We start from the raw sequence: 21,704 nt of genomic DNA, 5'->3' as shown, positions 1-21,704 counted from the left end.
GTTTTGATACAAACGCCTTACCCTTATAGGGAAGAGCAGGAGACATGAGAGTTCAAAAAACCAGTCCATCCTTGAATGGATCAAGCACATTCCCTGAAGTGTCCGGGCAGCAGATCGAGGCCGCCCGCTATGCCGTGCTGAGGCGTCTGGCGCCTTGCTTGCGTCACCACATGGTGCGGCCCCTGCAACCGATTGGCCTGATTTACGGCGTCATGCAGCACAAGCTTTCCGCCGCCGTGCCCGATTTGCATTCGGTGCGCGAAGAGGCCGACAAGATCAACGGGTTTGCCAAGGCTGCGCTGGATGAGTGCAATGACATGAGCACCTGGCTGGCGCCTGAGCCGGGCGTTCTGACCGGGGTGGACGCGGGCATCAGGGAGTGCGTGGGCCTGCTGGCCACCATGCTGCATTTTTGCGGCTTTCGCCTGGACAATGAGGTTGACGAGATGCCGGTCCAGGTGCAGCGCGATGCCGTGCGGATGGTCTTGAGCGCCGCACTGCTTGCGCTGACCGATTCAATGACCGAGCCGGCCAGCCTCCTGATCACCGCTGTCGCCAGCCAGGCTGAAGTCACCGTTTCCCTGCAGGTCAGCCCGGCGGGCGAAGGCCAGGTGGACCGCTATGACGACAGCTACCGAAAGCTGGTGTGGGACGATGTGCAGGCGCTGGCGGCTGCGGAGCATGTCCGGCTGTCCCGGCAGGATCGCCTGGTCACGCTGCGCTTTGCCGTCGAGACAGCGCCAGTCCATTAAGGCCCGGCCAATCAACCCGGCCCCGGATTTGCCGCAAGAACGGTTTCCTTTTACCTTCCGGCTATCCGCCTTCGCCCAGCAAGCCCTGCACGCCGTCATTCAGGCCAGCCACAGGCGTTGCCTTGGCCAGCGCCATCCACACGCCCAGCGGCAGGTTTTGCCGTATGTGCCGGGGCGCGGCCCGGGCCACCACCAGCCGCTGGTCTTGCATGAGCATGACGCCGCATTCGGCGGGAATCTCATCGGCGGCGCCTATCGGCCGGCCCTTGGCATCGCAGCCCAGCACATACCAGCATTCGCCGCCCAGGTCGAGGTAGGCCGTTCGCTTGTCAGGCCGGCGCAGGTCGCCAAGCAGGTCGGAGCGCTTGACCTTGATCTCGTGGACGATGGGGTCCACATAGCTTTCGACGGTGGTGTTGCGGATCGAGAACACATCGGGCCGCACCATGCACCAGCGCACTTTTTCGCCAACGCCGGCCGGCGGCAGTTGCGCCCGCAGGCTCAAGGCGCGCCAGGTAATGCGGCCGGCGCGCACCATTTCGCAGGCGACCTGCTCGACCAGCGCTTCATGCGCCGACAGCAGCGAACGGTTGCGCGCCAGGGTGGCCGCCAGCCAGGCAATGCCCGCATCGGTCACGCGCAGGGTTTCGTGGCCCGCCGGGCCGGCGACGCGCTCCAGCATGCCGGCCGCCAGCAACTCGATTTCCAGCATGTCCTGGCACGGCCAGCCGGCGGAGCGGTACACCTCGCGCAGCCGCCTGGCGTGGGTGCGACCGAGCGCGATGGCGGGCTCCATCGCCGCTCTAGCAAGAAGCGGCTCGGCCAGGGCTGGCGCAGGGTTAGCGGGGCTGGACGGGGAATTCATGGTCAAACAAGCCTTTTGCGCAATCAGCGCGGGCATGAGCAGCTATCAATAAAGAAGCATTTCAGCCCGGATGTTCAGGTGTTGATCTCGAACCGCGCTTCGCCCATGTCGCGGTTCAGCGGCTTCAGGGCGGTCATGATGGCTTTGTCTTCGGCGTTTTCCCAGAGGGTAATCACTTCGCGTTCGGCGTCATGGTCGGCATGGGCCAGTTCTTCGGGCGCCAGGTGGCTGATCAGCGAACGCGCCAGCATGCAGGCCTGCAGCGTCGGCACGACAAATTCGCGGCCACCGACGCTGGACTCCAGCGCCATGCGAAAGCGCAATTCGGCGGCGCTGCGCTCGGCGGCGCTCAGGCCGATGGCGTTGACCATCTTGATGGTGTAGGGCTGTGTGGTTTGACTCATGAGGGGCTTGCCGGGTCGGTTGGGGGTGAAAGGGCGGGCGATTTGAAGGGGCTGCGCCGCTCCAGCTCGTCCATGTAATTGTCGATGCCCGCGCCTTCGCGCTCCAGGAAGCGCTCGACGGCGTCGGCAAACGAAGGATGCGCCAGCCAGTGCGCGCTGGTGGTCTTGACCGGCAGCAGGGCGCGCGCCATCTTGTGCTCGCCCTGGGCGCCGCCTTCAAAGCGCTCGAAGCCGTGCTCAATGCACCACTGCAGCGGCTGGTAGTAGCAGGCTTCGAAGTGCAGGCCGTCCACCCGGGCCAGCGCGCCCCAGTAGCGGCCGTAGGCGGTCAGGCCCTGGGTAGGCCGATTTTCAGGATAATTTTGGCTGTTTTCGCAATCAGGACGGGCACTGACAGCTATCAAACTGCTAGCAACTGCAACGCCGTCGCGTTCCGCCACGAACAGCAGCCAGTTCTCCGGCATGGTGGCTTCCATGCGCCGGAAAAAGTCGCGGCTCAGGTACGGTGCATTGCCGTGCTCCAGGTAGGTGCGCTCGTAGCAGCGGTAGAAAAAATCCCAGTCGGCCCGGCTGATGTCCTGGCCCAGCGACCAGCGAAAGGTGATGCCGGCGCCCGCCACCTTGCGCCGCTCCTGGCGGATTTTCTTGCGCTTTTCCTGGTTCAGGGACATCAGGAAAGCGTCGAAGTCGCGGTAGCCCTCGGGCGGGGCCGTCCAGTGGAACTGCACGGTGTGGCGCAGCATCAGTCCGGCTTGCTCGCAGGCGGCCACGTCGTCGTCGCTGGCAAACAGCAGGTGCAGCGATGACAGTTTTTCGGCTTCGCACCAAGCCACCAGCGCCTTGACCAGCAGCGTTCGCTCGGCCGCAGTGCGCGCCAGCAGCCGCGCGCCGGGAACGGGCGTGAACGGCACGGCGACCAGGGCCTTGGGGTAGTAATCCAGGCCGTGCTGCTGGTAGGCATTGGCCCAGGCCCAGTCAAACACGTATTCGCCGTAGGAATGCGCCTTGAGGTACAGCGCGCAGGCGCCGGCCAGCGTGGCGCCCTGCCAGAGCGTGACAAAGCGCGGCGTCCAGCCGGTTTGCGGCGTGGCGCTGCCGCTGGCATGCAGCGCGGCCAGGTATTCGTGGCGCATGAACGGGTTCAGCACGCGGTCCGGACTTTGCGCGGCCAGCAGCGCGTTCCAGTCGCCGGCTTGTACCTTCAGCGGCGAATCCAGGATGCGGATGACATAATCGTTTGCGTTGTTTTTCACTTGTTTCCTGGTGTTTTTCGAGGTTCCATTTTTTCATGTCACTCAAAATCTGCGTCGCCCAATTGAACTACTGCGTCGGCGACATGCCCGGCAATGCGCAAAAAATCATAGCCGCTGCCCGCACCGCCTACCAGGAAGGTGCCCGGCTGGTGCTGACGCCCGAAATGGCGATTTGCGGCTATGCGGCCGAAGACCTGTTCTTGCGGCCCTCATTCATCCAGGCCTGTGATGATGCCGTGAATCAGGTGGCCCGCGAGTTGGCCGGGTTAAAAGGCTTGACCGTGGTGGTGGGCACGCCTGTCCACGGCGACAGCGGCAAGGGCTTGCGCACGAAAAGCGTCGCGGTGCAGCAGCGCCAGAATGCCGCCAGGGTGCTGCGCGAAGGCCGCGTGATTGCCACCTACGCCAAGCGCGAACTGCCCAATTACCAGGTGTTTGACGAGCGCCGCTATTTCGCCCCCGGCCAGGGGACTTGCGTGTTCCAGGCCGGCGAGGGCGATGACGCCATCAGCATCGGCCTGCTGATCTGCGAAGACGCCTGGTTCGAGGAACCCGCGCGGCTCGCCCAGCAGGCCGGCGCCGAGCTGCTGGTGGTCATCAATGCCTCGCCTTTTCATGTCGGCAAGGGCAGCGAGCGCGAGGTGATGATGCGCGAACGCTGCCTGGCGACCGGCTTGCCGCTGGTCTATGCGCACCTGGTCGGCGGCCAGGATGAAATCGTTTTCGAAGGCCATTCGTTTGCCTTGCAAGCCGATGGTGCGCTGGCGGGCCGGGCCGAGAGTTTCAAGGAAAATCTGTTCTTTGCGCAGGCGGGGCGTGCGCAGGCAGCTATTGAATTGGTAGCGGATGCGGTGCCCTTGCGCAGCGCCGAGGCGGACCTGTGGGACGCGCTGGTGCTCGGGGTGCGCGACTATCTGGGCAAGAACGGCTTTCCTGGCGCGATTATCGGGCTGTCGGGCGGCATTGATTCGGCGCTGGTGCTGGCCATCGCGGTCGATGCGCTGGGAGCGGACAAGGTGCGCACGGTGATGATGCCTTCGCCCTACACCGCCGATATTTCCTGGATCGACGCGCGCGAGATGGCCGAACGCATGAAGGTTCGCTACGACGAGATTTCCATCGTTCCAGAATTCGAAGCCTTCAAGGCCTCGCTGGCCGGCGAGTTCAAGGGCAGGGCGGAGGACACCACCGAGGAAAACATCCAGGCGCGGATTCGCGGCGTGTTCCTGATGGCGCTGTCGAACAAGTTCGGCTCGATTGTCCTGACGACCGGCAACAAGAGCGAAATGGCCACCGGCTACTGCACGCTGTACGGCGACATGGCCGGCGGCTTTGCGGTCATCAAGGACTTGCTGAAAACCACCGTGTTCAGGCTGGCCCGCTGGCGCAATGAAAACGACCCGTACGGCACCGGCAGCAGCCCGATTCCGGAGCGCATCATCACGCGCCCGCCGAGCGCCGAGCTGCGCGCCGACCAGACCGACCAGGACAGCCTGCCGCCCTACGAGGTGCTGGACGCCATCTTGAAGCGCTACATGGAAAACGACCAGAGCGTCGAGGCCGTCGTGGCCGCCGGCTTCGAGCGCGCCGTGGTCGAGCGCGTGGCCCGCCTCATCCGCATCAACGAATACAAGCGCCGGCAGGCGCCGGTCGGCATCCGTGTGAGCCACAGAAGTTTTGGCAAGGATTGGCGTTATCCTATAACCAGCAAATTCGGCGCCTAGCTGCCGGCAACGATTTCACAATCGTTACATGGCGCAACGTCGCCACCCTTTAATATTCAGTCCCCCCAGACTCACTCATAGAGAGATTTTTCGTGAAACAAATTACCGCCATCCTCAAGCCCTTCAAACTCGAAGAAGTCCGCGAAGCCCTGGCTGAATGTGGCGTGACCGGCCTGACCGTGACGGAAGTCAAGGGTTTTGGCCGCCAGAAAGGCCATACCGAGCTGTACCGTGGCGCCGAGTACGTGGTTGATTTCCTGCCCAAGGTCAAGGTCGAAGTGGTCGTCAATACCGCCGATGTCGAGCGCTGTGTCGATGCCATCGTGCGCGCGGCACGCACCGGCAAGATTGGCGACGGCAAGATTTTCGTCACCAGCGTCGAGCGCGTGCTGCGCATCCGCACCGGAGAAGAAGACGAAGCTGCGATTTAATCCGGCTTAAATCTGGTCAAGCCGGAGGGCCTGTGCTGCGGTGCCTGCCTCTTGCACCAGCTGCTCCATCAGCGCTTGCGCATCGCTGCCGGTGCGGATCAGCCCCATCTGCCATTCATTCATGAAGCCGGTGGTGACCGCCGAGCCGAGAAAGGTCAGCAGGCTGTCGTAAAAGCCGTTCATGTTGAGCAGGCCCACCGGCTTGTCGTGGTAGCCAAGCTGGCGCCAGGTCCAGACTTCAAAAAATTCTTCCAGCGTGCCGATGCCGCCAGGCAGGGCCAGAAAGGCATCGGCATGCTCGGCCATGATGCGTTTGCGCTCGTGCATGTTCTCCACGATGTGCAGTTCGGTGCAGCCGGTATGCGCCCATTCCTTTTCGACCAGCGCCTTCGGAATCACGCCCACCACCCGCGCGCCTGCGGCCAGCGCCGCGTCGGCCAGGATGCCCATCAAGCCATTGTGGCCGCCGCCATACACCAGCTGGCCGCCGCGCTGGCCTATCCAGGCGCCGACTTCACGCGCCACCGCTGCAAATTCGGGACTGTTGCCGGGACGCGAGCCGCAGTACACGCACAGGGAAAAGGAAGGTTTATTCATGCTTGTGGTTTCAGAGTTCATGCGCCAAACCGATGCACCAGCGCCAGTGTCCAGGTGCCCGCGCAGAGCAGCAGGCTGAGCAGCACCGCAGCGCTGCCCATGTCCTTGGCGCGTTTTGAAAGATCATGCCATTCAGGGCCAATGCGGTCGATGGCCGCCTCGATGCCGGTGTTGAGCAGCTCGACAATCAGCACCAGCATGACGGTTCCCGCCAGTAACACGGTTTCAATCCAGCTGTTGCCCAGCCAGAAAGCCGCAGGAACCAGCACCATGGAAGCAAGCGCCTCCTGCCGAAAAGCCGTTTCTCTCCAGCCGGCGCGCAGGCCGGCCAGGGAATAGCCGGCGGCATGCCAGACGCGGTTCAGCCCCCGGCGATTTTTCTGGGGGTTGGCAGTTGCGGAAAACGGGACTTGTTCAGGCATGCCAGGCATTGTCTCGCAGCTTTATGACCTCCAGCTTTCAGGATGACCGGGAAACCAGAGTTTTGTCGGGTGCTGGTGGCTTCGTTTTTGCGGGGGTGATCCAGGTAATCAAGCGGGTGCCTGCCCAGGCGTCATGCCAGAATTGCCGCTGTGGATGAAAGCGCGCCAAAATGGCCCAGATGGCGACCCAGCCCAGCGTCAGCACGGCGCCTTTCATGGCGGGCAGGTCCAGCAGCCAACTCACGCCGAGCGGCGGCAAAAACCACATCCAGCTGAGCACATAGCGCAGCAGCGCGCGTTGCTGGGTAATCGGGGCGCCATGCACATCGACGACGCGGATGTGCCAGGTCTTCATCGCCAGCGTCTGGCCCTTGGCCCAGAACCAGACAAAGTAAATGCCAAAAATGACAAATACAAAAGCCTGCAGGGCATGGCGGTTGTCCAGTGCATTGCGCGTCTGGCTCAGGGTGCTGAAAAGGTAGCCGGCAATGAAGACCACGCCAAACATCAGCAAGCCTTCATACATCCAGCAGGCCATGCGCCTTGGAATAGACGGGATTTGAGTATCTTTTACTATCAATTTAATAGCTTGTGGTGAGCGCGGGCAGCAGACTGCCGCACTGATTGAGCAATAAAATCGGCCAGCAATGCAGCGCCGGTTTTTATCGCTGCGGTGCTGTGCCGGGTACGGAAGCCGGCGTTGCAGGAACAGGCACTGCAGCCGGGAACGAAGGAATGATTTTAGGCGCGGGCTTGAACGCCGGCTTGCTGGCAGACTGTGCAGGAACTGACGCCAGCTTTTGCGGCGCCACGGGTTTGACTGCTGTGGCCGCGCCGGTCGGCTTGGGGCTGGCCTTGGCGGCAAGCTTCTGTTTTTCTTCAGGGCTCAAGGCTTGATACGCCTCCCATTTGGCCTTCTTTTCTTCGGGTGTCAATTGCCTGGACAGCTCTTTGGTCTTGCCGAAGTTCAGTCGTGCCTGCGCGCGTTGTTGCGGGCTGAGGGCAACCCATTCGTTCATTCGGCTGTTCAGCGTCGCCTGATCTTGTGGAGTGAGCGCGCTGTAATTCTTGGAGATTTCCAGCCACTTGCGTTTTTGTGCCTCGCTCATGCCGGTGTTCCAGCTCGACGCCAGCGGTGCAAGGGCTTGCTGCTGCGAAGGCGTCAGTTGAGACCAGTCAGGACCCGAGGCTACGGTTTTACCGGCCAACGCTGCGCTGGCTGAAACCTGTGGTTTTTGGATCTGTGCAAAACCAGCCGAAGACCAGGCCAGAAGACCGGCAAGCGCCAGTCCCGATCCAAGTAATTGAAGCTTCAAAGTCAATCCGCCTCTCGTCTGCTCCATCAAGCAGGCAAGTGGATGCTGCTGCGCAGTCGAATGAACAGTCGCCTGTATCGTCATTGGACAGTTGCAGTTTGACGCGTGGCTTTGAGAAACTGGACAAAACCAGGGTCTGCAAATGCGGCTGGAGGCAACTCATCAATCAGCAATGCCGAATCCACTTCAGCCAGTTCTTGTGTCCTGTTGTCATTTTGAAACGAATTGATGGCCAACAGGCCCACGACCAGTGCAATCAACGGCAGCACCGAGCCAATCCGGCCCCACCAACTCAAGCCTTCATCGGCGCCCCAGGTCAGCGCCGCGCTGCCGCCCACATTGACCGCATGAGCAGCAGTTTGGGTTTTTGCGATCTTGCGCTGGGAAACCGCCTGTACGCGGGCTGCCCGCAAGCGCTCGGAAATATCGTGCGGCAGGTCTGCCGTACCTGCCGACAGGTAAGACGCGGTTTTGAGACCGAAACGGTCTTGCAGAATATCTGCTCTTTTTTGAGGTGAATTCTTCATAGTTTGATCCCTTTGGCGCTCAGCGCTTTACTGAGGGCGTGAACTGCACGGGAACAGTGTGTTTTGACGCTGCCTTCCGAGCAACCCATGGCTGCGGCCGTTTCAGCCACATCCATTTCCTCCCAGTAACGCATCAGAAACGCTTCCCGTTGACGGTCCGGCAACTCCTTTATCTCAAGTTCAATTTCATGCAATATTTGCGCCCGTTCGGTGGCGTCCTGGGCGCTTTCCGTGCCTTCAGAGTTGCTCAGACTCTCCAAAGTTTCCAGAAGATCAAAATCGCCATCTTCTCCGGAGGCAGAAAACTCGCTCATGTTGGAAAAAAGGGCGTTGCGGGTCTTGCGGCGCCGGAACCAGTCCAGCGTGGTGTTGGCCAAAATCCGCTGAAACAGCATGGGCAACTCCGCAGCCGGTTTGTCACCGTAGTGCTGCGCCAGTTTCATCATGCTGTCCTGGACAATGTCAAGCGCGGCTTCTTCGTCCCGGACGTGATAAATGCTGCGTTTGAAGGCCCGTTTTTCAACGCTTTTCAGGAAGTCGGAAAGTTCTTGTTCAGTTGCCAACGGTGTGATTCCGGGTTGTCCAGCGTTTTTATTGTGCTCAGGCCTAAATGTTTCGTTGCATGGCCTTCAAGCCAATGTTCAGCCTGAAAATTATCGCACCACGTCTGCGAGTGTCGGATACGTGGCTGTTACAGGGTTGAAAGGTGCTTCGCGGCAAGCAGGTAGCGCACGGTGTCATAATGCTGCCTGCAAATCAAAAGGCAAACGGGTCATGGCTCGGCGGATTATGTTTCTGCTTATGGTTTTGGCCTCAAGTCTCGACGCAGCTTCACAAGAGCGGGCCAAGAGGCACCCTAGGTATTTCGTTAGAGAAATTCACAAAGGTTCATCATGGAAATCACAAAGGCGGAAATTGCTTCCGCAGCGGCAACATCTGCCCAAACCAACCCTCAGGATCTGCGGGGCGCTGAAATCCTCGTAAAAGCGCTTCAGGCCGAAGGTGTCAAGTACATCTGGGGCTATCCAGGCGGTGCGGTTCTTCATATTTACGACGCCTTTTACAAGCAGGACTCGATCCAGCATGTGCTGGTGCGCCACGAGCAGGCCGCAGTACATGCCGCCGATGGTTATGCTCGCGCCACTGGCGATGTTGGCGTTGCGCTGGTCACTTCCGGCCCTGGCCTGACCAATGCTGTGACCGGGATTGCCACGGCCTACATGGACAGCATCCCCATGGTCATCATCAGCGGCCAGGTACCGACCGCCGCTATTGGCCTGGATGCCTTCCAGGAATGCGATACCGTCGGCATCACCCGCCCGATCGTCAAGCACAATTTCCTGGTCAAGGACGTGCGGGACATGGCCGAGACCATGAAAAAGGCTTTCCATATCGCCCGCACCGGCCGGCCTGGTCCTGTGGTGGTTGATGTGCCAAAGGATGTCTCGTTCAACAAGACCCTGTATGCCGGCTACCCCAAGAGTGTTGAAATGCGCTCCTACAACCCGGTTCGCAAAGGCCATGCCGGGCAGATCCGCAAAGCCTTGCATTTGCTGATGGCGGCCAAGCGGCCCTATATTTACACTGGCGGCGGCGTATTGCTCAGCAACGCTTCGCAAGAGTTGCGCACGCTGGTGGACATGCTGGGTTACCCATGTACCCATACGCTGATGGGCCTGGGCGCCTACCCGGCCAGCGACAAAAAATTTCTCGGCATGTTGGGCATGCATGGCACGCTCGAAGCCAACAACGCCATGCAGAATTGCGACGTGCTGCTGGCTGTCGGCGCGCGTTTTGATGACCGTGTGATTGGCAACCCCAAGCACTTCGCCCAAAATGAACGAAAAATCATTCACATCGATATCGACCCGTCGAGCATTTCCAAGCGCGTGAAAGTCGATATTCCCATCGTGGGCGATGTCAAGGATGTGCTGACCGAACTGATCGCCATGATTCGCGAATCGGGCCTGAAGCCTGACGCCGATGCGCTGGGCGGCTGGTGGAGCACGATTGACGAGTGGCGCAAGCGGGACTGCATGAAGTACAGCCTGGGCACCGGCGACGTGATCAAGCCGCAGTATGTGGTCGAGACACTGTGGAACATGACCAAGGACGCCGACACCTACATCACCTCGGATGTGGGCCAGCACCAGATGTGGGCCGCGCAATACTACAAATTCGACGAGCCGCGCCGCTGGATCAATTCCGGCGGTCTGGGCACCATGGGTGTCGGCATTCCCTATGCCATGGGCATCAAGCTGGCCAAGCCGGACTCGGAAGTGTTTTGCATTACCGGCGAAGGCTCGGTGCAGATGTGCATCCAGGAGCTTTCGACCTGCCTGCAGTACAACACGCCGATCAAGATCGTGTCGCTCAACAACCGCTACCTGGGCATGGTGCGCCAGTGGCAGGAAATCGAATATGCCGGCCGCTACAGCAGCAGCTACATGGATGCGCTGCCCAATTTCGTGAAGCTCGCCGAAGCCTATGGCCATGTCGGCATGCTGATCGAAAAGCCGCAGGATGTGGAGCCGGCGCTGCGCGAAGCGCGCAAGCTCAAGGACCGCACCGTGTTCATGGATTTCCGTACCGATCCGACGGAAAACGTGTTCCCGATGGTGAAGGCCGGCAAGGGCATCACTGAAATGCTGCTGGGATCGGAAGACCTCTGAGCGCATCGCCCTTTTATTTATTCACCCGTCAACTGACGAATCTATTGACTGCCGAGCCTGCGCATTACCGTGCGCGGGGGAGGGCAGCGAAAAGAGGAATCTTCTTATATGAAACACATCATTGCAGTTTTGCTGGAAAACGAGCCGGGCGCTCTTTCCCGCGTCGTCGGCCTGTTTTCAGCGCGTGGCTACAACATCGAGAGCCTGACCGTCGCGCCGACTGAAGACCCGACGCTGTCTCGCATGACGATCCAGACCTCGGGTTCGGACGACGTGATCGAGCAGATCACCAAGCACCTGAACCGCCTGATTGAAGTGGTCAAGGTGGTGGACCTGACAGAAGGCTCCTATACCGAGCGTGAACTCATGATGGTCAAGGTGCGCGCGGTCGGCAAGGAGCGCGAAGAGATGAAGCGCATGGCTGATATATTTCGCGGTCGGATTATCGACGTGACTGAAAAGAGTTACACGATTGAACTGACCGGCGACCAGACCAAGAACGATGCGTTTCTGGAAGCGATTGACCGTAGCGCCATTCTTGAAACCGTGCGAACCGGTTCAAGCGGCATTGGCCGGGGCGAGCGGATTCTGAGGGTTTGAGATTGCCAGAATCCGTGTAACGGATATGGCAGGTTTTTTATTTTTATTGCGATTATTTAGGAGCGACAGATGAAAGTTTTTTACGACAAGGATTGTGATTTGAGCCTGATTAAGGGCAAGACCGTGGCCATCATCGGCTACGGTAGCCAAGGCCATGCACACGCCCAGAATTTGAATGACAGCGGCGTCAAGGTTGTCGTAGGCCTTCGCAAAGGCGGCGCTTCGTGGCCCAAGGTTGAAAAAGCCGGCCTGCAGGTTGCTGAAGTGGCTGATGCCGTCAAAGCCGCTGATGTGGTCATGATCCTGCTGCCTGATGAGCAAATCGGCGCGGTTTACAAGAACGATGTGGCTCCCAACATCAAGCAGGGCGCTTCCCTGGTGTTCGCCCACGGCTTCAATGTGCATTACGGCGCCGTGATTCCGCGCGACGACCTGGATGTCTGGATGGTCGCCCCCAAGGCCCCAGGCCACACGGTGCGCAACACCTACACCCAGGGCGGCGGCGTGCCGCACCTGGTTGCAGTGCATCAGGACAAGTCCGGCAAGGCCCGCGACCTGGCCCTGAGCTACGCGATGGCCAATGGCGGCGGCAAGGCCGGCATCATTGAAACCAACTTCCGCGAAGAAACCGAAACCGATCTGTTCGGCGAACAGGCTGTGCTGTGCGGCGGTGCGGTCGAACTCATCAAGGCTGGCTTCGAGACGCTGGTGGAAGCCGGCTACGCACCCGAAATGGCCTACTTCGAGTGCTTGCATGAACTCAAGCTGATCGTGGACCTGATCTACGAAGGCGGCATTGCCAACATGAACTACTCCATCTCGAATAATGCCGAGTATGGTGAGTACGTGACCGGCCCGCGCATCGTGACCGAAGACACGAAGAACGCCATGCGCGCCGTGCTCAAGGACATCCAGACCGGCGAATACGCCAAGAGTTTCCTGCTGGAGAACATCGCTGGCGCTCCTACCCTGATCAGCCGCCGCCGTTTGAATGCCGAGCACCAGATCGAGCAAGTGGGCGGAAAGCTTCGCGCCATGATGCCGTGGATTGCCAAGAACAAGCTGGTTGACCAGACGCGCAACTGATTTTTTGATCACAACGGACCCCGTCCTGCAAAAAGCCGCGCGAAGTTCTTGCGCGGCTTTTTCAATGGTGCTGGCAAAATCGTCGCTTCCCGAAGCCCTGTTGTTGCGCCTGGGCAGGATGGGCTGGAATCTGCCGCGTCACAGGGCCGTTTCACACATGGGGTCACAGACTCTGCGTGCTATGGATTCAATAGCTATTTGCGCGCACCAGTCGTGCTTGAGGAGTACTTTTTATGCATGATGGCGAGGATGACGTTCCTGCGAACGCAGAGGTCTTGCCACGCAAACGGCGCAAGGGCATTTACATCTTGCCCAACCTGTTCACGCTGGCTGCACTGTTTGGCGGTTTTTATGCCATCGTCATGGCCATGAACGGTCGCTTTGACCAAGCTGCTATCGGCGTATTCTGCGCCATGGTGCTCGACAGCCTGGACGGCCGGGTGGCGCGTATGACCAACACCCAGAGTGCTTTTGGCGAGCAGATGGATTCGCTCTCCGACATGGTGTCGTTTGGCGCGGCGCCTGCCTTGATTGCCTATGTCTGGGCGCTGACCAGCCTGGGTCGCTGGGGCTGGATTGGCGCTTTTGTCTATTGCGCTTGCGCGGCATTGCGCCTGGCGCGGTTCAATGTCAATACCGCCGTGGTTGACAAGCGTTTTTTCCAGGGTTTGCCTTCGCCTGCCGCCGCCGCTCTGGTGGCGGGTTTTATCTGGTTGATGAATGATTGGGGCGTTGACGGGGTGGATGTGCGCTGGATTACCTTTGGTCTGATGCTCTATGCCGGCCTGACGATGGTCACCAACGTGCCTTTTTACAGCTTCAAGGATATTCAGGTGAAACGCAGCGTTCCGTTTGTCGTCATCGTATTGATCGCACTCGGCATTGCCGTCATCAATATCGATCCACCTACGGTCATGTTCGGTTTGTTTGTTATTTATGGCTTTTCTGGCTATGCGCTGTATGGCTGGCGCAAGGCCAAAGGCCAGCAGACCAGTGTCATTTCCACCTCTACCGACGAACCTGACGAGCGTGGGCTGCACAAATAAATTGTGGTACATTGACCGAATGAAGAAAATTTCGCTAGCACTACTGCTATCTGCCAACGGGCGGAGACGGTAGCGCACGCGTACACCTGATTCAACGGCCCGTTTGCACCAGCAACGGGCCGTTTTCATTTGGGTTGCTGGTTTTGAAAATAATGAAAGTTCAATGATGTTGAAACTAATTTAAAGCCTGCTTCCAGATACACATTATTTTTTCTCTGCCGCACTGTTGCAGACAAAGCTCCACACCCTAAACCGAGAAAACTCCCATGACTGACAAACTCATTATTTTCGACACCACCTTGCGCGACGGCGAGCAGTCACCCGGTGCCTCCATGACCCGTGATGAAAAACTGCGTATTGCCCGGCAACTGGAACGGCTGAAGGTTGATGTGATCGAAGCCGGCTTTGCCGCTAGTTCTAACGGTGACTTTGAATGTGTCAAGGCGATTGCGGAAGTCATCAAGGATTCCACCATCTGTTCACTGGCGCGCGCCAACGACCGTGATATTTCAAGGGCGGCAGAGGCGCTGAAACCGGCCAACTCGGGTCGTCTGCACCTTTTTCTGGCAACCAGCGCACTGCATATGGAAAAAAAGCTCCGCATGACGCCCGATCAGGTATTTGAGCAGGCGCGGCTTTCGGTGCGCTTTGCGCGTAACCTGATGGCCGACATCGAGTTCAGCCCCGAAGACGGTTATCGCTCTGACCCGGACTTTTTGTGCCGGGTCATTGAGGCTGTCATCAACGAAGGAGCCACCACGATCAATGTTCCCGACACCGTGGGCTATGCAATTCCCGAACTCTACGGCAACTTCATCAGGAACCTGCGTGAGCGTATTCCCAACAGCGACAAGGCTGTCTGGTCGGTTCATTGCCATAACGATTTGGGCATGGCCGTTGCCAATTCTTTGGCAGGGGTGAAGATTGGCGGCGCCCGGCAGGTTGAATGCACCATCAACGGCCTGGGCGAACGCGCGGGCAACTGCTCGCTTGAAGAAGTGGTGATGGCCGTGAAAACGCGCAAGGATTACTTCGGGCTGGATATTGGCATCGACACGCAGCAAATACTGGCTGCCAGTCGCCTGGTGAGCCAGACGACGGGTTTTGTGGTACAGCCCAACAAGGCTGTGGTGGGAGCCAACGCTTTTGCCCACGCTTCCGGCATTCATCAGGATGGCGTCTTGAAGGCACGCGATACCTACGAGATCATGCGGGCTGAAGATGTGGGCTGGTCAGCCAACAAAATCGTGCTGGGCAAGCTGAGCGGCCGCAATGCCTTCAAGCAGCGGCTGCAGGAACTGGGCGTGGCGATGGAAAGCGAAACCGACATCAACAATGCCTTCATCAAGTTCAAAGACCTTGCGGACCGCAAAAGCGAAATTTTTGACGAGGACATTCTTGCTCTGGTCAGCGATGAGAGCGTCACCCACAGCAACGAGCAATATGGTTTTGTGTCCTTGTCGCAGCACAGTGAAACAGGTGAGCGTCCCCAGGCATGCGTGATTTTCACGGTGGCGGGCAAGGAGGTCAGGGGCGAGTCAGACGGCAATGGCCCGGTGGATGCATCGCTCAAGGCGATTGAAACCCACGTCAAGAGCGGTGCCGAGATGGTGCTTTATTCAGTCAATGCCATCAGTGGATCGACCGAAAGCCAGGGCGAAGTGACGGTGCGCCTGCAAAACAGTGGGCGCGTGGTCAATGGCGTCGGGTCTGATCCGGATATCGTGGTGGCTTCTGCCAAGGCTTACCTGAGCGCCCTGAATAAGCTGCAAAGTAAAGCCGACCGGGTTGCCGCGCAAGGGTAATGCCTTGGATAATTGAACAATATCCTTCATATTCAAGGGCTTAGCCCTCCTGTTTTTCCGCCGGCCAAGGCTGAAAGCCAGACCTACGGTACTGATTTAAGAAAGTCACGCAAGCTCCTGATATTGCGTGACTTTTTCTATTTCTATACACTTCAGGGTTTCCCTATATCGCAACCAAAACAGGCAATATTCACCATGTCTAATCAGCTTTTGAGTCGCGCACTAAAAATCGTTGGATTCTTCGCTTTGTCGTTTGCCTTGGTCGTACCTGCAGCCAATGCGACATCCGCGAAATCATCGTCCAAACGCGCGATTGTCAAGAAGCCCCATGTCGCAAAATCGACAGCTTCCAAAAAAGTGGTTTCAACCCGCAAGAGCGTTCGTTTTGAAGCCAGCGCCAAGGTAGCCAGGACCAGGCATCCTTCAATTATTCAGGCTCTGGTTCCGGCCATTCCTTCGTTCGGCCAGATGGCCGGCCTGCACAGCGCCATCGATCCGCTGGATTTGAAGTCCAGCGTAGCCCTGGTGATTGACCAGGACACGCGTGAAGTGCTGTTCAGCAAAAATGAGCATGCGGTCTTGCCTATTGCATCACTGACCAAATTGATGACCGGCGTCATCATCAGCGGTGCCAGGCTGCCCATGGATGAAATGATCACGGTCACGCAGGATGACGTTGATACCGAAAAACACAGCCGTTCACGTCTGAGCGTAGGCGCCACGCTGTCACGCGGCGAAATGCTGCACCTGGCACTGATGTCCAGCGAAAACCGCGCGGCCCATGCTTTGGGCCGTACCTATCCGGGCGGCATGGCCACTTTTGTCAGCCTGATGAATGCCAAGGCGAAAATGCTGGGCATGCATGACACCAGCTATGCAGAACCCACCGGCCTTTCCAGCCGCAACCAGTCCAGCGCGCAAGACCTGGCTGCTCTGGTCAATGCCGCGCACGGGGATCCGGTGCTCCGTGAATTGACCACATCTCCCAGTTACCAGGTGGCTGTCGGTAGCCGCACCTTGCAGTTCAACAACACCAATCGCCTTGTGAAAAATCCTGATTGGAATATTGGCCTGCAGAAAACGGGCTATATCACTGAAGCCGGTCAGTGCCTGGTGATGCAAACCAAAATTGCAGGTCGCAAACTGATCATGGTGTTTCTGGACTCAGCGGGCAAGCTAAGCCGACTGGGTGATGCCGAACGCGTGCGCCGCTGGGTGGAAACCAATCCGGTCGTCACTGACCAAAAACTTAAGCTAAGTGCTTCGGACAAGCAGATCAGCGGTTAATCGTAATAGTCAGCAAGTTGATGACGCATGCCTGGCTCGGGTTTACCGACTTGAAACAGGTGTGCAGTCGGTTGTTTTGCTATTTTATTGATAGCTGAGTATGCCCGCGCTATAAGCGCAAATGTCAATTTTTACCTTAAAGTGTAGCCAAGCGCTGACGATATTTCGTTGGCTGTTGCCTGCAACTTGGGTAGCCAGCTTTCATCCAGCCGGTCGGCGGGTGCTGAAATTGACAGGCCAGCCACCAGTTTGTTCTGGTCGTCATAAATGCCGGCGGCCATGCAGCGAACGCCAAGTTCCAGTTCTTCGTTGTCGCGTGCAATGCCGTATTGACGCGCTTTTGACAGTTCACGCTCCAGAACAGGTAACTCGGTGATGCTGTTGCGCGTCTGGCCGGGCAGGCCGGTGCGTGTCGCGTAGGCGCGCAGGCGCTGGGGGTCGTCAGAGGCCAGAAACAACTTGCCCACTGAGGTCAGGTGCAGCGGCGCCCGGCCGCCAATAGCCCGTACCACCTGCATGCCGGAGCGTTCGCTGTATGTGCGTTCGACGTACAGGATTTCGTCGCCCTGGCGCATGCTCAAATTGACCGGCTGCTGTGTCAGCTTGTGCAGTTCTCGCATGGGGATCAGGGCCGCATCACGGACATTCAGGCGTGCCTTGACCAGGTTGCCCAGTTCAAGCAAACGCATGCCCAGCCGGTAGTTGCCTGCCGCTGGCCGGTCCACGAAACGGCCTGTGGCCAGATCGTTCAGGATGCGATGCGCTGTCGAAGGGTGAAGGCCTGATTTCTCGCTGATTTCCTTGAGGGAAACGGCTTCTTCATGGGCGGCCAGAATTTCAAGCAGGGTGAACATGCGTTCAATCACCTGGACGGTCGGTTTGACGGGAAGGTCGCTGTCGGGTTTTATCATGTGCAGACTTTCTGCATCAGATTTTACCTTGTGAAATCAGTCGCGTAATTTTGAACCACTACCAGGCGTCGCCCCGTTGTTGGTCGTTAAATCATTCGTGACTGATGACCTTGGCCGTGCTGGAAGCTATCCATTGGCCATTCAGCAGTATCTCGTTGGGCCTGAATCCGAGCTTGTAGTTCATTTTCGGGCTGTGCGCTATCCAGTAACCCAGATAGACAAAAGGCAGGCCAAGCTGCCGGGCCTGTTCGATCTGCCAAAGCACGCTGTAGTTGCCATAGCCGGCCCGATCTTCCGGTTCGTAAAAGGTATAAACCGCCGAGATGCCGTCTTCCAGCACATCGAGGATGGAGATCATCTTGAGGGCGCCTGCCTCGCCATTGGGCAAACGCTCGCGAAACTCCACCAGGCGCGAGTTGACGCGGCTTTGCAGCAGAAACTGGGTGTACTGGTCAATGCTGTCGTGGTCCATGCCGCCGCCGGCATGGCGGCTGTTCTGGTAGCGCAGGTAGAGCTGATAGTGCTCAGGCAAAAAACACAGCTTGAGACTGCTGACCAGCAGCGTCTGGTGCCGCTTCCAGGCACGGCGCTGGCTGCGGTCAGGTTGAAAGGAGTTGACTGGCACACGAAGCGGCACGCAGGCCTGGCAGCCATCGCAGTAAGGGCGGTAGGTGAACATCCCGCTGCGCCGGAAGCCCTGGGTGACCAGTTCCGAATAGGCGTCGTTATGAATAAGGTGGCTGGGCGTTGCAACCTGCGAGCGAGCCTGCCTGCCCGGCAAATAACTGCAAGGGTAGGGCGCCGTTGCGTAAAACTGCAAGGTGTGTAGAGGCAGGTCTTTGAGGTGCGTCACGGTATTGCGGGCGTTGCGTCATTCAAAATCTGATGCCAGTATAGAGAATCGAAATGCCACGCGGGAGCGGTTTTACCCACGTTCTGGCTGAGGTGACTGCTGAACTCGGCGCGGCTGATTTCAGCAGCGCCGAGCGACGCTAGGTGCCCGGTATTTTGCTGGCAGTCGATCATTGCGATGTCCGTGGCCAGGCAAAAGGCCACCAGCGCAGCCAGGGCGATTTTGGAGGCGTCAGTCTGATGCGCAAACATCGACTCGCCAAACACCATCCGGCCCAGATTGACGCAATACAGGCCGCCGGCAAGCTCGCCGTTCACCCAGGTTTCCACGCTGTGGGCATGTCCGGCGCAATGCAATTCGCCGTAAGCCTGCTCCATTTCTGAAACGATCCAGGTGCCGGACTGGCTGGCCCTGGGTTTGCTGGCGCAGGCGCTAATGACGCGCTGGAAGGCGCTGTCAAACCTGATTTCGCATTGGGCATCGTTCATGAAGCGAACGATGCCTTTGCGCAAGGACCTGTGCAGTTTGAAGTCGCGGGTTTGCAGCACCATGCGCGGATCGGGACTCCACCACAGCACAGGCTGCCCCAGGCTGAACCAGGGAAAAATCCCGCGTGAGTAAGCCCGAACCAAGGTGGCTGTATCCAGTGTTTCGCCGGCAGCCAGCAGGCCCGGTGCCGGGTCTGCATTGCCCCAGGCGTTTTCCAGTGACGGAAAAGACTGTCCAGCTGCAAGCCACGGCAAGGGCCGCGACGGTGGTTTAGGAGCTTGGTCAGGCAAGGGCATGAAGAGGTTCAGTCCTGAAGATCACGGTAGGCCAGCAGATCATAAATTGCTATATATTTGATAGCTAGCTGCACAAGTTTTGCTTGCGTAAAAGCCTTATTTTGTTCCAAAAATACGGTCTCCGGCGTCCCCCAGGCCCGGCAGGATGTAGCCATGCTCATTGAGCTGCCGGTCAATGGCTGCGGTGTAAATCGCCACGTCGGGGTGGATTTTTTGCAGGGCGGCAACGCCCTCGGGGCAGGTCAGCAGGCAGACAAACTTGATGGACCGGGGCTTGAGTTGCTTCAGCCGGTCAACCGCCGCGATGGCCGAGTTGCCGGTGGCCAGCATCGGATCGACGATGACGATGTCGCGCTCTTGCATCTCCTGCGGCATCTTGAAGTAATACTCGACCGGCGACAGCGTTTCAGGATCGCGGTACAGGCCGATGTGGCCTACGCGGGCGCCGGGCACCACGTTGAGAAAACCATCGAGAAAACCGTTGCCGGCGCGCAGGATGGAAACCAGAACGAGCTTTTTTCCGTCAATGATCTTGCCGGTCGTGGTCTCCAGCGGCGTTTCGACTTCTATGTCCTGAAGCGGCATGTCGCGGGTGACTTCATAGGCCATCAGGTTGCTCAGCTCATTGAGCAAGGTGCGAAAGGTGCTGGTGGATGCGTCCTTGCGACGCATCAGGGTCAGCTTGTGTTGCACCAGCGGATGGCTGATCAGGTGGACGTTGCTCATGAGTGGCGGGCTTTCTTGGGGTGGTTGATTCGGATTTTTCAGCGTTTCCTGCCGCCAAACAGGCTGCCCAGTACGCCGCGGATGATTTCGCGGCCTACGGTAGAGCCCATGGTGCGAACGGCGGACCTGGCCATGCTTTGTGCCAGGCCGTCATGCCTGGCGCCGCGCGGTCCCGTGGTGCCAAACAGCACGTCATTGAGTCCGCCCAGCATGCCGCCAAACGCCGACTCGCCCGCCGCGCCGCCGTTGGGCGCTGTAGAGGCCGGGCTGGCTGCAGAGCCAGCACGCTCCAGAAGCATTTCGTAAGCTGATACCCGATCCATTTCTTTTTCATACACGCCGGCCACCAGCGAGTCCTGCAGCAACTGCTGGCGTTGGGGCAACGAGATGGGACCGATCTGGCTGCCGGGCGGCAGCACGTAAACCCGCTCGGTCACGCTGGGGCGGCCTTTGGCATCCAGGAAACTCACCAGCGCTTCGCCCACGGCGAGTTCGGTGATGGCGGTTTCAATGTCCAGCCCGGGCTTTTGCCGCATCGTCTGGGCTGTCGCCTTGACCGCTTTCTGGTCGCGCGGGGTGTAGGCGCGCAGGGCGTGCTGCACCCGGTTGCCCAGTTGGGCCAGGACCGAGTCCGGAATGTCGAGTGGATTTTGCGTGACGAAATAAACACCCACGCCCTTGGAGCGCACCAGCCGCACCACCAGTTCGATGCGCTCGACCAGCGCTTTTGGCGCATCGGTGAACAGCAAATGGGCCTCGTCAAAAAAGAACACCAGCTTGGGCTTGTCGGGGTCGCCGATTTCGGGCAACTGCTCGAACAGCTCCGACAGCATCCACAGTAAAAAAGTGGCATACAGGCGCGGCGAATGCATCAGCTTGTCGGCAGCCAGGATGTTGACGACGCCATGCCCGGCGCTGTCGGTCTGCATGAAGTCGCTGATGTTGAGCATCGGCTCGCCGAAGAATTTGGCGCCTCCCTGGGTTTCGATCTGCATCAGCCCGCGCTGGATGGCGCCCACGCTGGCGGCGCTGACGTTGCCGTATTTCGTCGTGAAGTCCTTGGCGTTTTCACCGACGTACTGCAGCATGGCGCGCAAATCCTTCAGGTCAAGCAGCAGCAGGCCGTTGTCGTCGGCAATCTTGAAGACCAGGTTGAGGACGCCTTCCTGCGTCTCATTCAGGTTGAGCATGCGGCCGAGCAGCAACGGCCCCATGTCGGACACGGTGGCGCGCACCGGATGGCCCTGTTCGCCAAACACGTCCCACAGCGTGGCCGGGCAGGCCAGGGGATCGGGTGCGACGATGCCGCGCTCTTTCAGGATGCCGGCCATTTTTTCGCCCAGCGTGCCCGCCTGGCTGATGCCGGTCAGGTCGCCCTTCACGTCGGCCATGAAGACGGGCACGCCGATCCTGGAAAAGCTTTCGGCCAGGGTCTGCAAGGTGACTGTTTTTCCCGTTCCGGTGGCGCCGGTGATCAGCCCATGCCGGTTGGCCAGCGCAGGCAGAAGCTCGCATTGGGTCGAGGAATTTTTGGCAATGAGGAGCGGATCGGCCATGATTTGGGTGGTCCTGATGAAACTTGCCGGAGAGAAGACAAGCGAAAAGTAAAATGCAGCGTATAGATTAAATCAATTGCAAAAGG

General features: G+C 58.9%; 23 protein-coding genes. 9 read left to right on the top strand and 14 right to left on the bottom strand.

What is annotated here, in order from left to right:
- Positions 1-71 precede the first annotated feature (71 nt).
- Positions 72-752 (top strand): hypothetical protein, encoded by a 681-nt coding sequence (locus tag ABLV49_RS11955; RefSeq protein ID WP_349276645.1) that lies wholly within the window; start codon positions 72-74, stop codon positions 750-752.
- A gap of 61 nt (positions 753-813) precedes the next feature.
- Here ABLV49_RS11955 and ABLV49_RS11950 read toward each other — a convergent pair whose 3' ends face one another.
- The 3 genes from ABLV49_RS11950 to ABLV49_RS11940 all read right to left on the bottom strand — a co-directional run bounded on the left by ABLV49_RS11950 (position 814) and on the right by ABLV49_RS11940 (position 3,274).
- Positions 814-1,617 carry a hypothetical protein gene (locus ABLV49_RS11950; protein WP_349276643.1) on the bottom strand — a complete coding sequence of 268 codons (804 nt, stop codon included), beginning with the start codon at positions 1,615-1,617 and terminating at the stop codon, positions 814-816.
- 74 nt (positions 1,618-1,691) lie between these two features.
- Positions 1,692-2,021 (bottom strand): hypothetical protein, encoded by a 330-nt coding sequence (locus ABLV49_RS11945; protein WP_349276641.1) that lies wholly within the window; start codon positions 2,019-2,021, stop codon positions 1,692-1,694.
- Entirely contained in the window at positions 2,018-3,274 is a 1,257-nt protein-coding gene (locus ABLV49_RS11940; protein ID WP_349276639.1) for a GNAT family N-acetyltransferase, read from the bottom strand. Before ABLV49_RS11940 ends, ABLV49_RS11945 begins: the two co-directional genes overlap by 4 nt.
- 35 nt (positions 3,275-3,309) lie before the next feature.
- On the opposite strand from ABLV49_RS11940, the gene ABLV49_RS11935 reads away from it, so the two are divergent.
- Positions 3,310-4,998, top strand: coding sequence for an NAD+ synthase (locus ABLV49_RS11935; RefSeq protein WP_349276637.1), 1,689 nt, complete (start codon positions 3,310-3,312; stop codon positions 4,996-4,998).
- Between the two features lie 92 nt (positions 4,999-5,090).
- On the top strand, positions 5,091-5,429 hold the full coding sequence (locus ABLV49_RS11930) for a P-II family nitrogen regulator (protein WP_349276635.1): 339 nt from the start codon (positions 5,091-5,093) through the stop codon (positions 5,427-5,429).
- Between the two features lie 6 nt (positions 5,430-5,435).
- Here ABLV49_RS11930 and ABLV49_RS11925 read toward each other — a convergent pair whose 3' ends face one another.
- The 6 genes from ABLV49_RS11925 to ABLV49_RS11900 form a co-directional block, all read right to left on the bottom strand.
- Positions 5,436-6,026, bottom strand: a complete 591-nt coding sequence (locus ABLV49_RS11925; protein ID WP_349276633.1) for a TIGR00730 family Rossman fold protein — start codon at positions 6,024-6,026, stop codon at positions 5,436-5,438.
- A 17-nt stretch (positions 6,027-6,043) separates the two neighbouring features.
- Positions 6,044-6,448, bottom strand: a complete 405-nt coding sequence (locus tag ABLV49_RS11920) for a diacylglycerol kinase (protein WP_415838095.1) — start codon at positions 6,446-6,448, stop codon at positions 6,044-6,046.
- 37 nt (positions 6,449-6,485) lie between these two features.
- Positions 6,486-6,986: an RDD family protein gene (locus ABLV49_RS11915; protein ID WP_349276630.1), complete on the bottom strand. Its 501-nt coding sequence runs from the start codon at positions 6,984-6,986 to the stop codon at positions 6,486-6,488.
- Between the two features lie 124 nt (positions 6,987-7,110).
- Entirely contained in the window at positions 7,111-7,848 is a 738-nt protein-coding gene (locus ABLV49_RS11910) for a DUF3106 domain-containing protein (protein WP_349276628.1), read from the bottom strand.
- Positions 7,845-8,291, bottom strand: a complete 447-nt coding sequence (locus ABLV49_RS11905; protein ID WP_349276626.1) for a DUF3619 family protein — start codon at positions 8,289-8,291, stop codon at positions 7,845-7,847. Before ABLV49_RS11905 ends, ABLV49_RS11910 begins: the two co-directional genes overlap by 4 nt.
- Positions 8,288-8,854 (bottom strand): RNA polymerase sigma factor, encoded by a 567-nt coding sequence (locus ABLV49_RS11900; protein WP_349276624.1) that lies wholly within the window; start codon positions 8,852-8,854, stop codon positions 8,288-8,290. The genes ABLV49_RS11905 and ABLV49_RS11900 overlap by 4 nt, the downstream gene beginning before the upstream one ends.
- 330 nt (positions 8,855-9,184) lie before the next feature.
- Here ABLV49_RS11900 and ABLV49_RS11895 point away from each other — a divergent pair, with 330 nt between their 5' ends.
- From ABLV49_RS11895 to pbpG, 6 genes are all read left to right on the top strand, one after another.
- Complete coding sequence (locus ABLV49_RS11895) at positions 9,185-10,963, top strand: acetolactate synthase 3 catalytic subunit (RefSeq protein ID WP_349276622.1); 1,779 nt, start codon at positions 9,185-9,187, stop codon at positions 10,961-10,963.
- Positions 10,964-11,071: 108 nt separating this feature from the next.
- A complete protein-coding gene (gene ilvN / locus ABLV49_RS11890) occupies positions 11,072-11,563 on the top strand; it encodes an acetolactate synthase small subunit (RefSeq protein WP_011801117.1) in 492 nt (163 codons plus the stop codon).
- Between the two features lie 69 nt (positions 11,564-11,632).
- Positions 11,633-12,649 (top strand): ketol-acid reductoisomerase, encoded by a 1,017-nt coding sequence (gene ilvC / locus ABLV49_RS11885; protein WP_011801118.1) that lies wholly within the window; start codon positions 11,633-11,635, stop codon positions 12,647-12,649.
- A 233-nt stretch (positions 12,650-12,882) separates the two neighbouring features.
- Entirely contained in the window at positions 12,883-13,695 is an 813-nt protein-coding gene (pssA, locus tag ABLV49_RS11880) for a CDP-diacylglycerol--serine O-phosphatidyltransferase (protein WP_349276619.1), read from the top strand.
- 266 nt (positions 13,696-13,961) lie between these two features.
- Entirely contained in the window at positions 13,962-15,500 is a 1,539-nt protein-coding gene (locus tag ABLV49_RS11875; protein ID WP_349276617.1) for a 2-isopropylmalate synthase, read from the top strand.
- A 195-nt stretch (positions 15,501-15,695) separates the two neighbouring features.
- A complete protein-coding gene (gene pbpG, locus ABLV49_RS11870; protein WP_349281690.1) occupies positions 15,696-16,787 on the top strand; it encodes a D-alanyl-D-alanine endopeptidase in 1,092 nt (363 codons plus the stop codon).
- A gap of 131 nt (positions 16,788-16,918) precedes the next feature.
- Here pbpG and ABLV49_RS11865 read toward each other — a convergent pair whose 3' ends face one another.
- From ABLV49_RS11865 to ABLV49_RS11845, 5 genes are all read right to left on the bottom strand, one after another.
- Positions 16,919-17,698, bottom strand: a complete 780-nt coding sequence (locus ABLV49_RS11865) for an IclR family transcriptional regulator (RefSeq protein ID WP_349276615.1) — start codon at positions 17,696-17,698, stop codon at positions 16,919-16,921.
- Positions 17,699-17,789: 91 nt separating this feature from the next.
- On the bottom strand, positions 17,790-18,551 hold the full coding sequence (locus ABLV49_RS11860) for an arginyltransferase (RefSeq protein WP_349276613.1): 762 nt from the start codon (positions 18,549-18,551) through the stop codon (positions 17,790-17,792).
- Complete coding sequence (aat, locus tag ABLV49_RS11855; protein WP_349276611.1) at positions 18,548-19,336, bottom strand: leucyl/phenylalanyl-tRNA--protein transferase; 789 nt, start codon at positions 19,334-19,336, stop codon at positions 18,548-18,550. The genes ABLV49_RS11860 and aat overlap by 4 nt, the downstream gene beginning before the upstream one ends.
- Positions 19,337-19,432: 96 nt before the next feature.
- Positions 19,433-20,062, bottom strand: a complete 630-nt coding sequence (gene upp / locus ABLV49_RS11850; RefSeq protein ID WP_349276610.1) for a uracil phosphoribosyltransferase — start codon at positions 20,060-20,062, stop codon at positions 19,433-19,435.
- A 38-nt stretch (positions 20,063-20,100) separates the two neighbouring features.
- Entirely contained in the window at positions 20,101-21,618 is a 1,518-nt protein-coding gene (locus ABLV49_RS11845; protein WP_349276608.1) for a helicase HerA-like domain-containing protein, read from the bottom strand.
- Positions 21,619-21,704 lie beyond the last annotated feature (86 nt).

Source organism: Polaromonas hydrogenivorans, from assembly GCF_040105105.1.
GTDB lineage: Bacteria > Pseudomonadota > Gammaproteobacteria > Burkholderiales > Burkholderiaceae_C > Polaromonas > Polaromonas hydrogenivorans.
This window is presented reverse-complemented; position numbering and strand designations above follow the sequence as displayed.

Bases quoted from the DNA above. Each gene is read 5' to 3' on its own strand.
- ABLV49_RS11910 (WP_349276628.1), bottom strand. From the start codon at position 7,848: ATGACGATACAGGCGACTGTTCATTCGACTGCGCAGCAGCATCCACTT.
- ABLV49_RS11875 (WP_349276617.1), top strand. From the start codon at position 13,962: ATGACTGACAAACTCATTATTTTCGACACCACCTTGCGCGACGGCGAG.
- ilvC (WP_011801118.1), top strand. From the start codon at position 11,633: ATGAAAGTTTTTTACGACAAGGATTGTGATTTGAGCCTGATTAAGGGC.
- ABLV49_RS11895 (WP_349276622.1), top strand. From the start codon at position 9,185: ATGGAAATCACAAAGGCGGAAATTGCTTCCGCAGCGGCAACATCTGCC.
- ABLV49_RS11950 (WP_349276643.1), bottom strand. From the start codon at position 1,617: ATGAATTCCCCGTCCAGCCCCGCTAACCCTGCGCCAGCCCTGGCCGAG.
- ABLV49_RS11865 (WP_349276615.1), bottom strand. From the start codon at position 17,698: ATGATAAAACCCGACAGCGACCTTCCCGTCAAACCGACCGTCCAGGTG.
- ABLV49_RS11845 (WP_349276608.1), bottom strand. From the start codon at position 21,618: ATGGCCGATCCGCTCCTCATTGCCAAAAATTCCTCGACCCAATGCGAG.
- ABLV49_RS11915 (WP_349276630.1), bottom strand. From the start codon at position 6,986: ATGGCCTGCTGGATGTATGAAGGCTTGCTGATGTTTGGCGTGGTCTTC.
- upp (WP_349276610.1), bottom strand. From the start codon at position 20,062: ATGAGCAACGTCCACCTGATCAGCCATCCGCTGGTGCAACACAAGCTG.
- ABLV49_RS11925 (WP_349276633.1), bottom strand. From the start codon at position 6,026: ATGAATAAACCTTCCTTTTCCCTGTGCGTGTACTGCGGCTCGCGTCCC.
- ABLV49_RS11935 (WP_349276637.1), top strand. From the start codon at position 3,310: ATGTCACTCAAAATCTGCGTCGCCCAATTGAACTACTGCGTCGGCGAC.
- aat (WP_349276611.1), bottom strand. From the start codon at position 19,336: ATGCCCTTGCCTGACCAAGCTCCTAAACCACCGTCGCGGCCCTTGCCG.
- ABLV49_RS11945 (WP_349276641.1), bottom strand. From the start codon at position 2,021: ATGAGTCAAACCACACAGCCCTACACCATCAAGATGGTCAACGCCATC.
- pssA (WP_349276619.1), top strand. From the start codon at position 12,883: ATGCATGATGGCGAGGATGACGTTCCTGCGAACGCAGAGGTCTTGCCA.
- ABLV49_RS11920 (WP_415838095.1), bottom strand. From the start codon at position 6,448: ATGCCTGAACAAGTCCCGTTTTCCGCAACTGCCAACCCCCAGAAAAAT.
- ilvN (WP_011801117.1), top strand. From the start codon at position 11,072: ATGAAACACATCATTGCAGTTTTGCTGGAAAACGAGCCGGGCGCTCTT.
- ABLV49_RS11905 (WP_349276626.1), bottom strand. From the start codon at position 8,291: ATGAAGAATTCACCTCAAAAAAGAGCAGATATTCTGCAAGACCGTTTC.
- pbpG (WP_349281690.1), top strand. From the start codon at position 15,696: ATGTCTAATCAGCTTTTGAGTCGCGCACTAAAAATCGTTGGATTCTTC.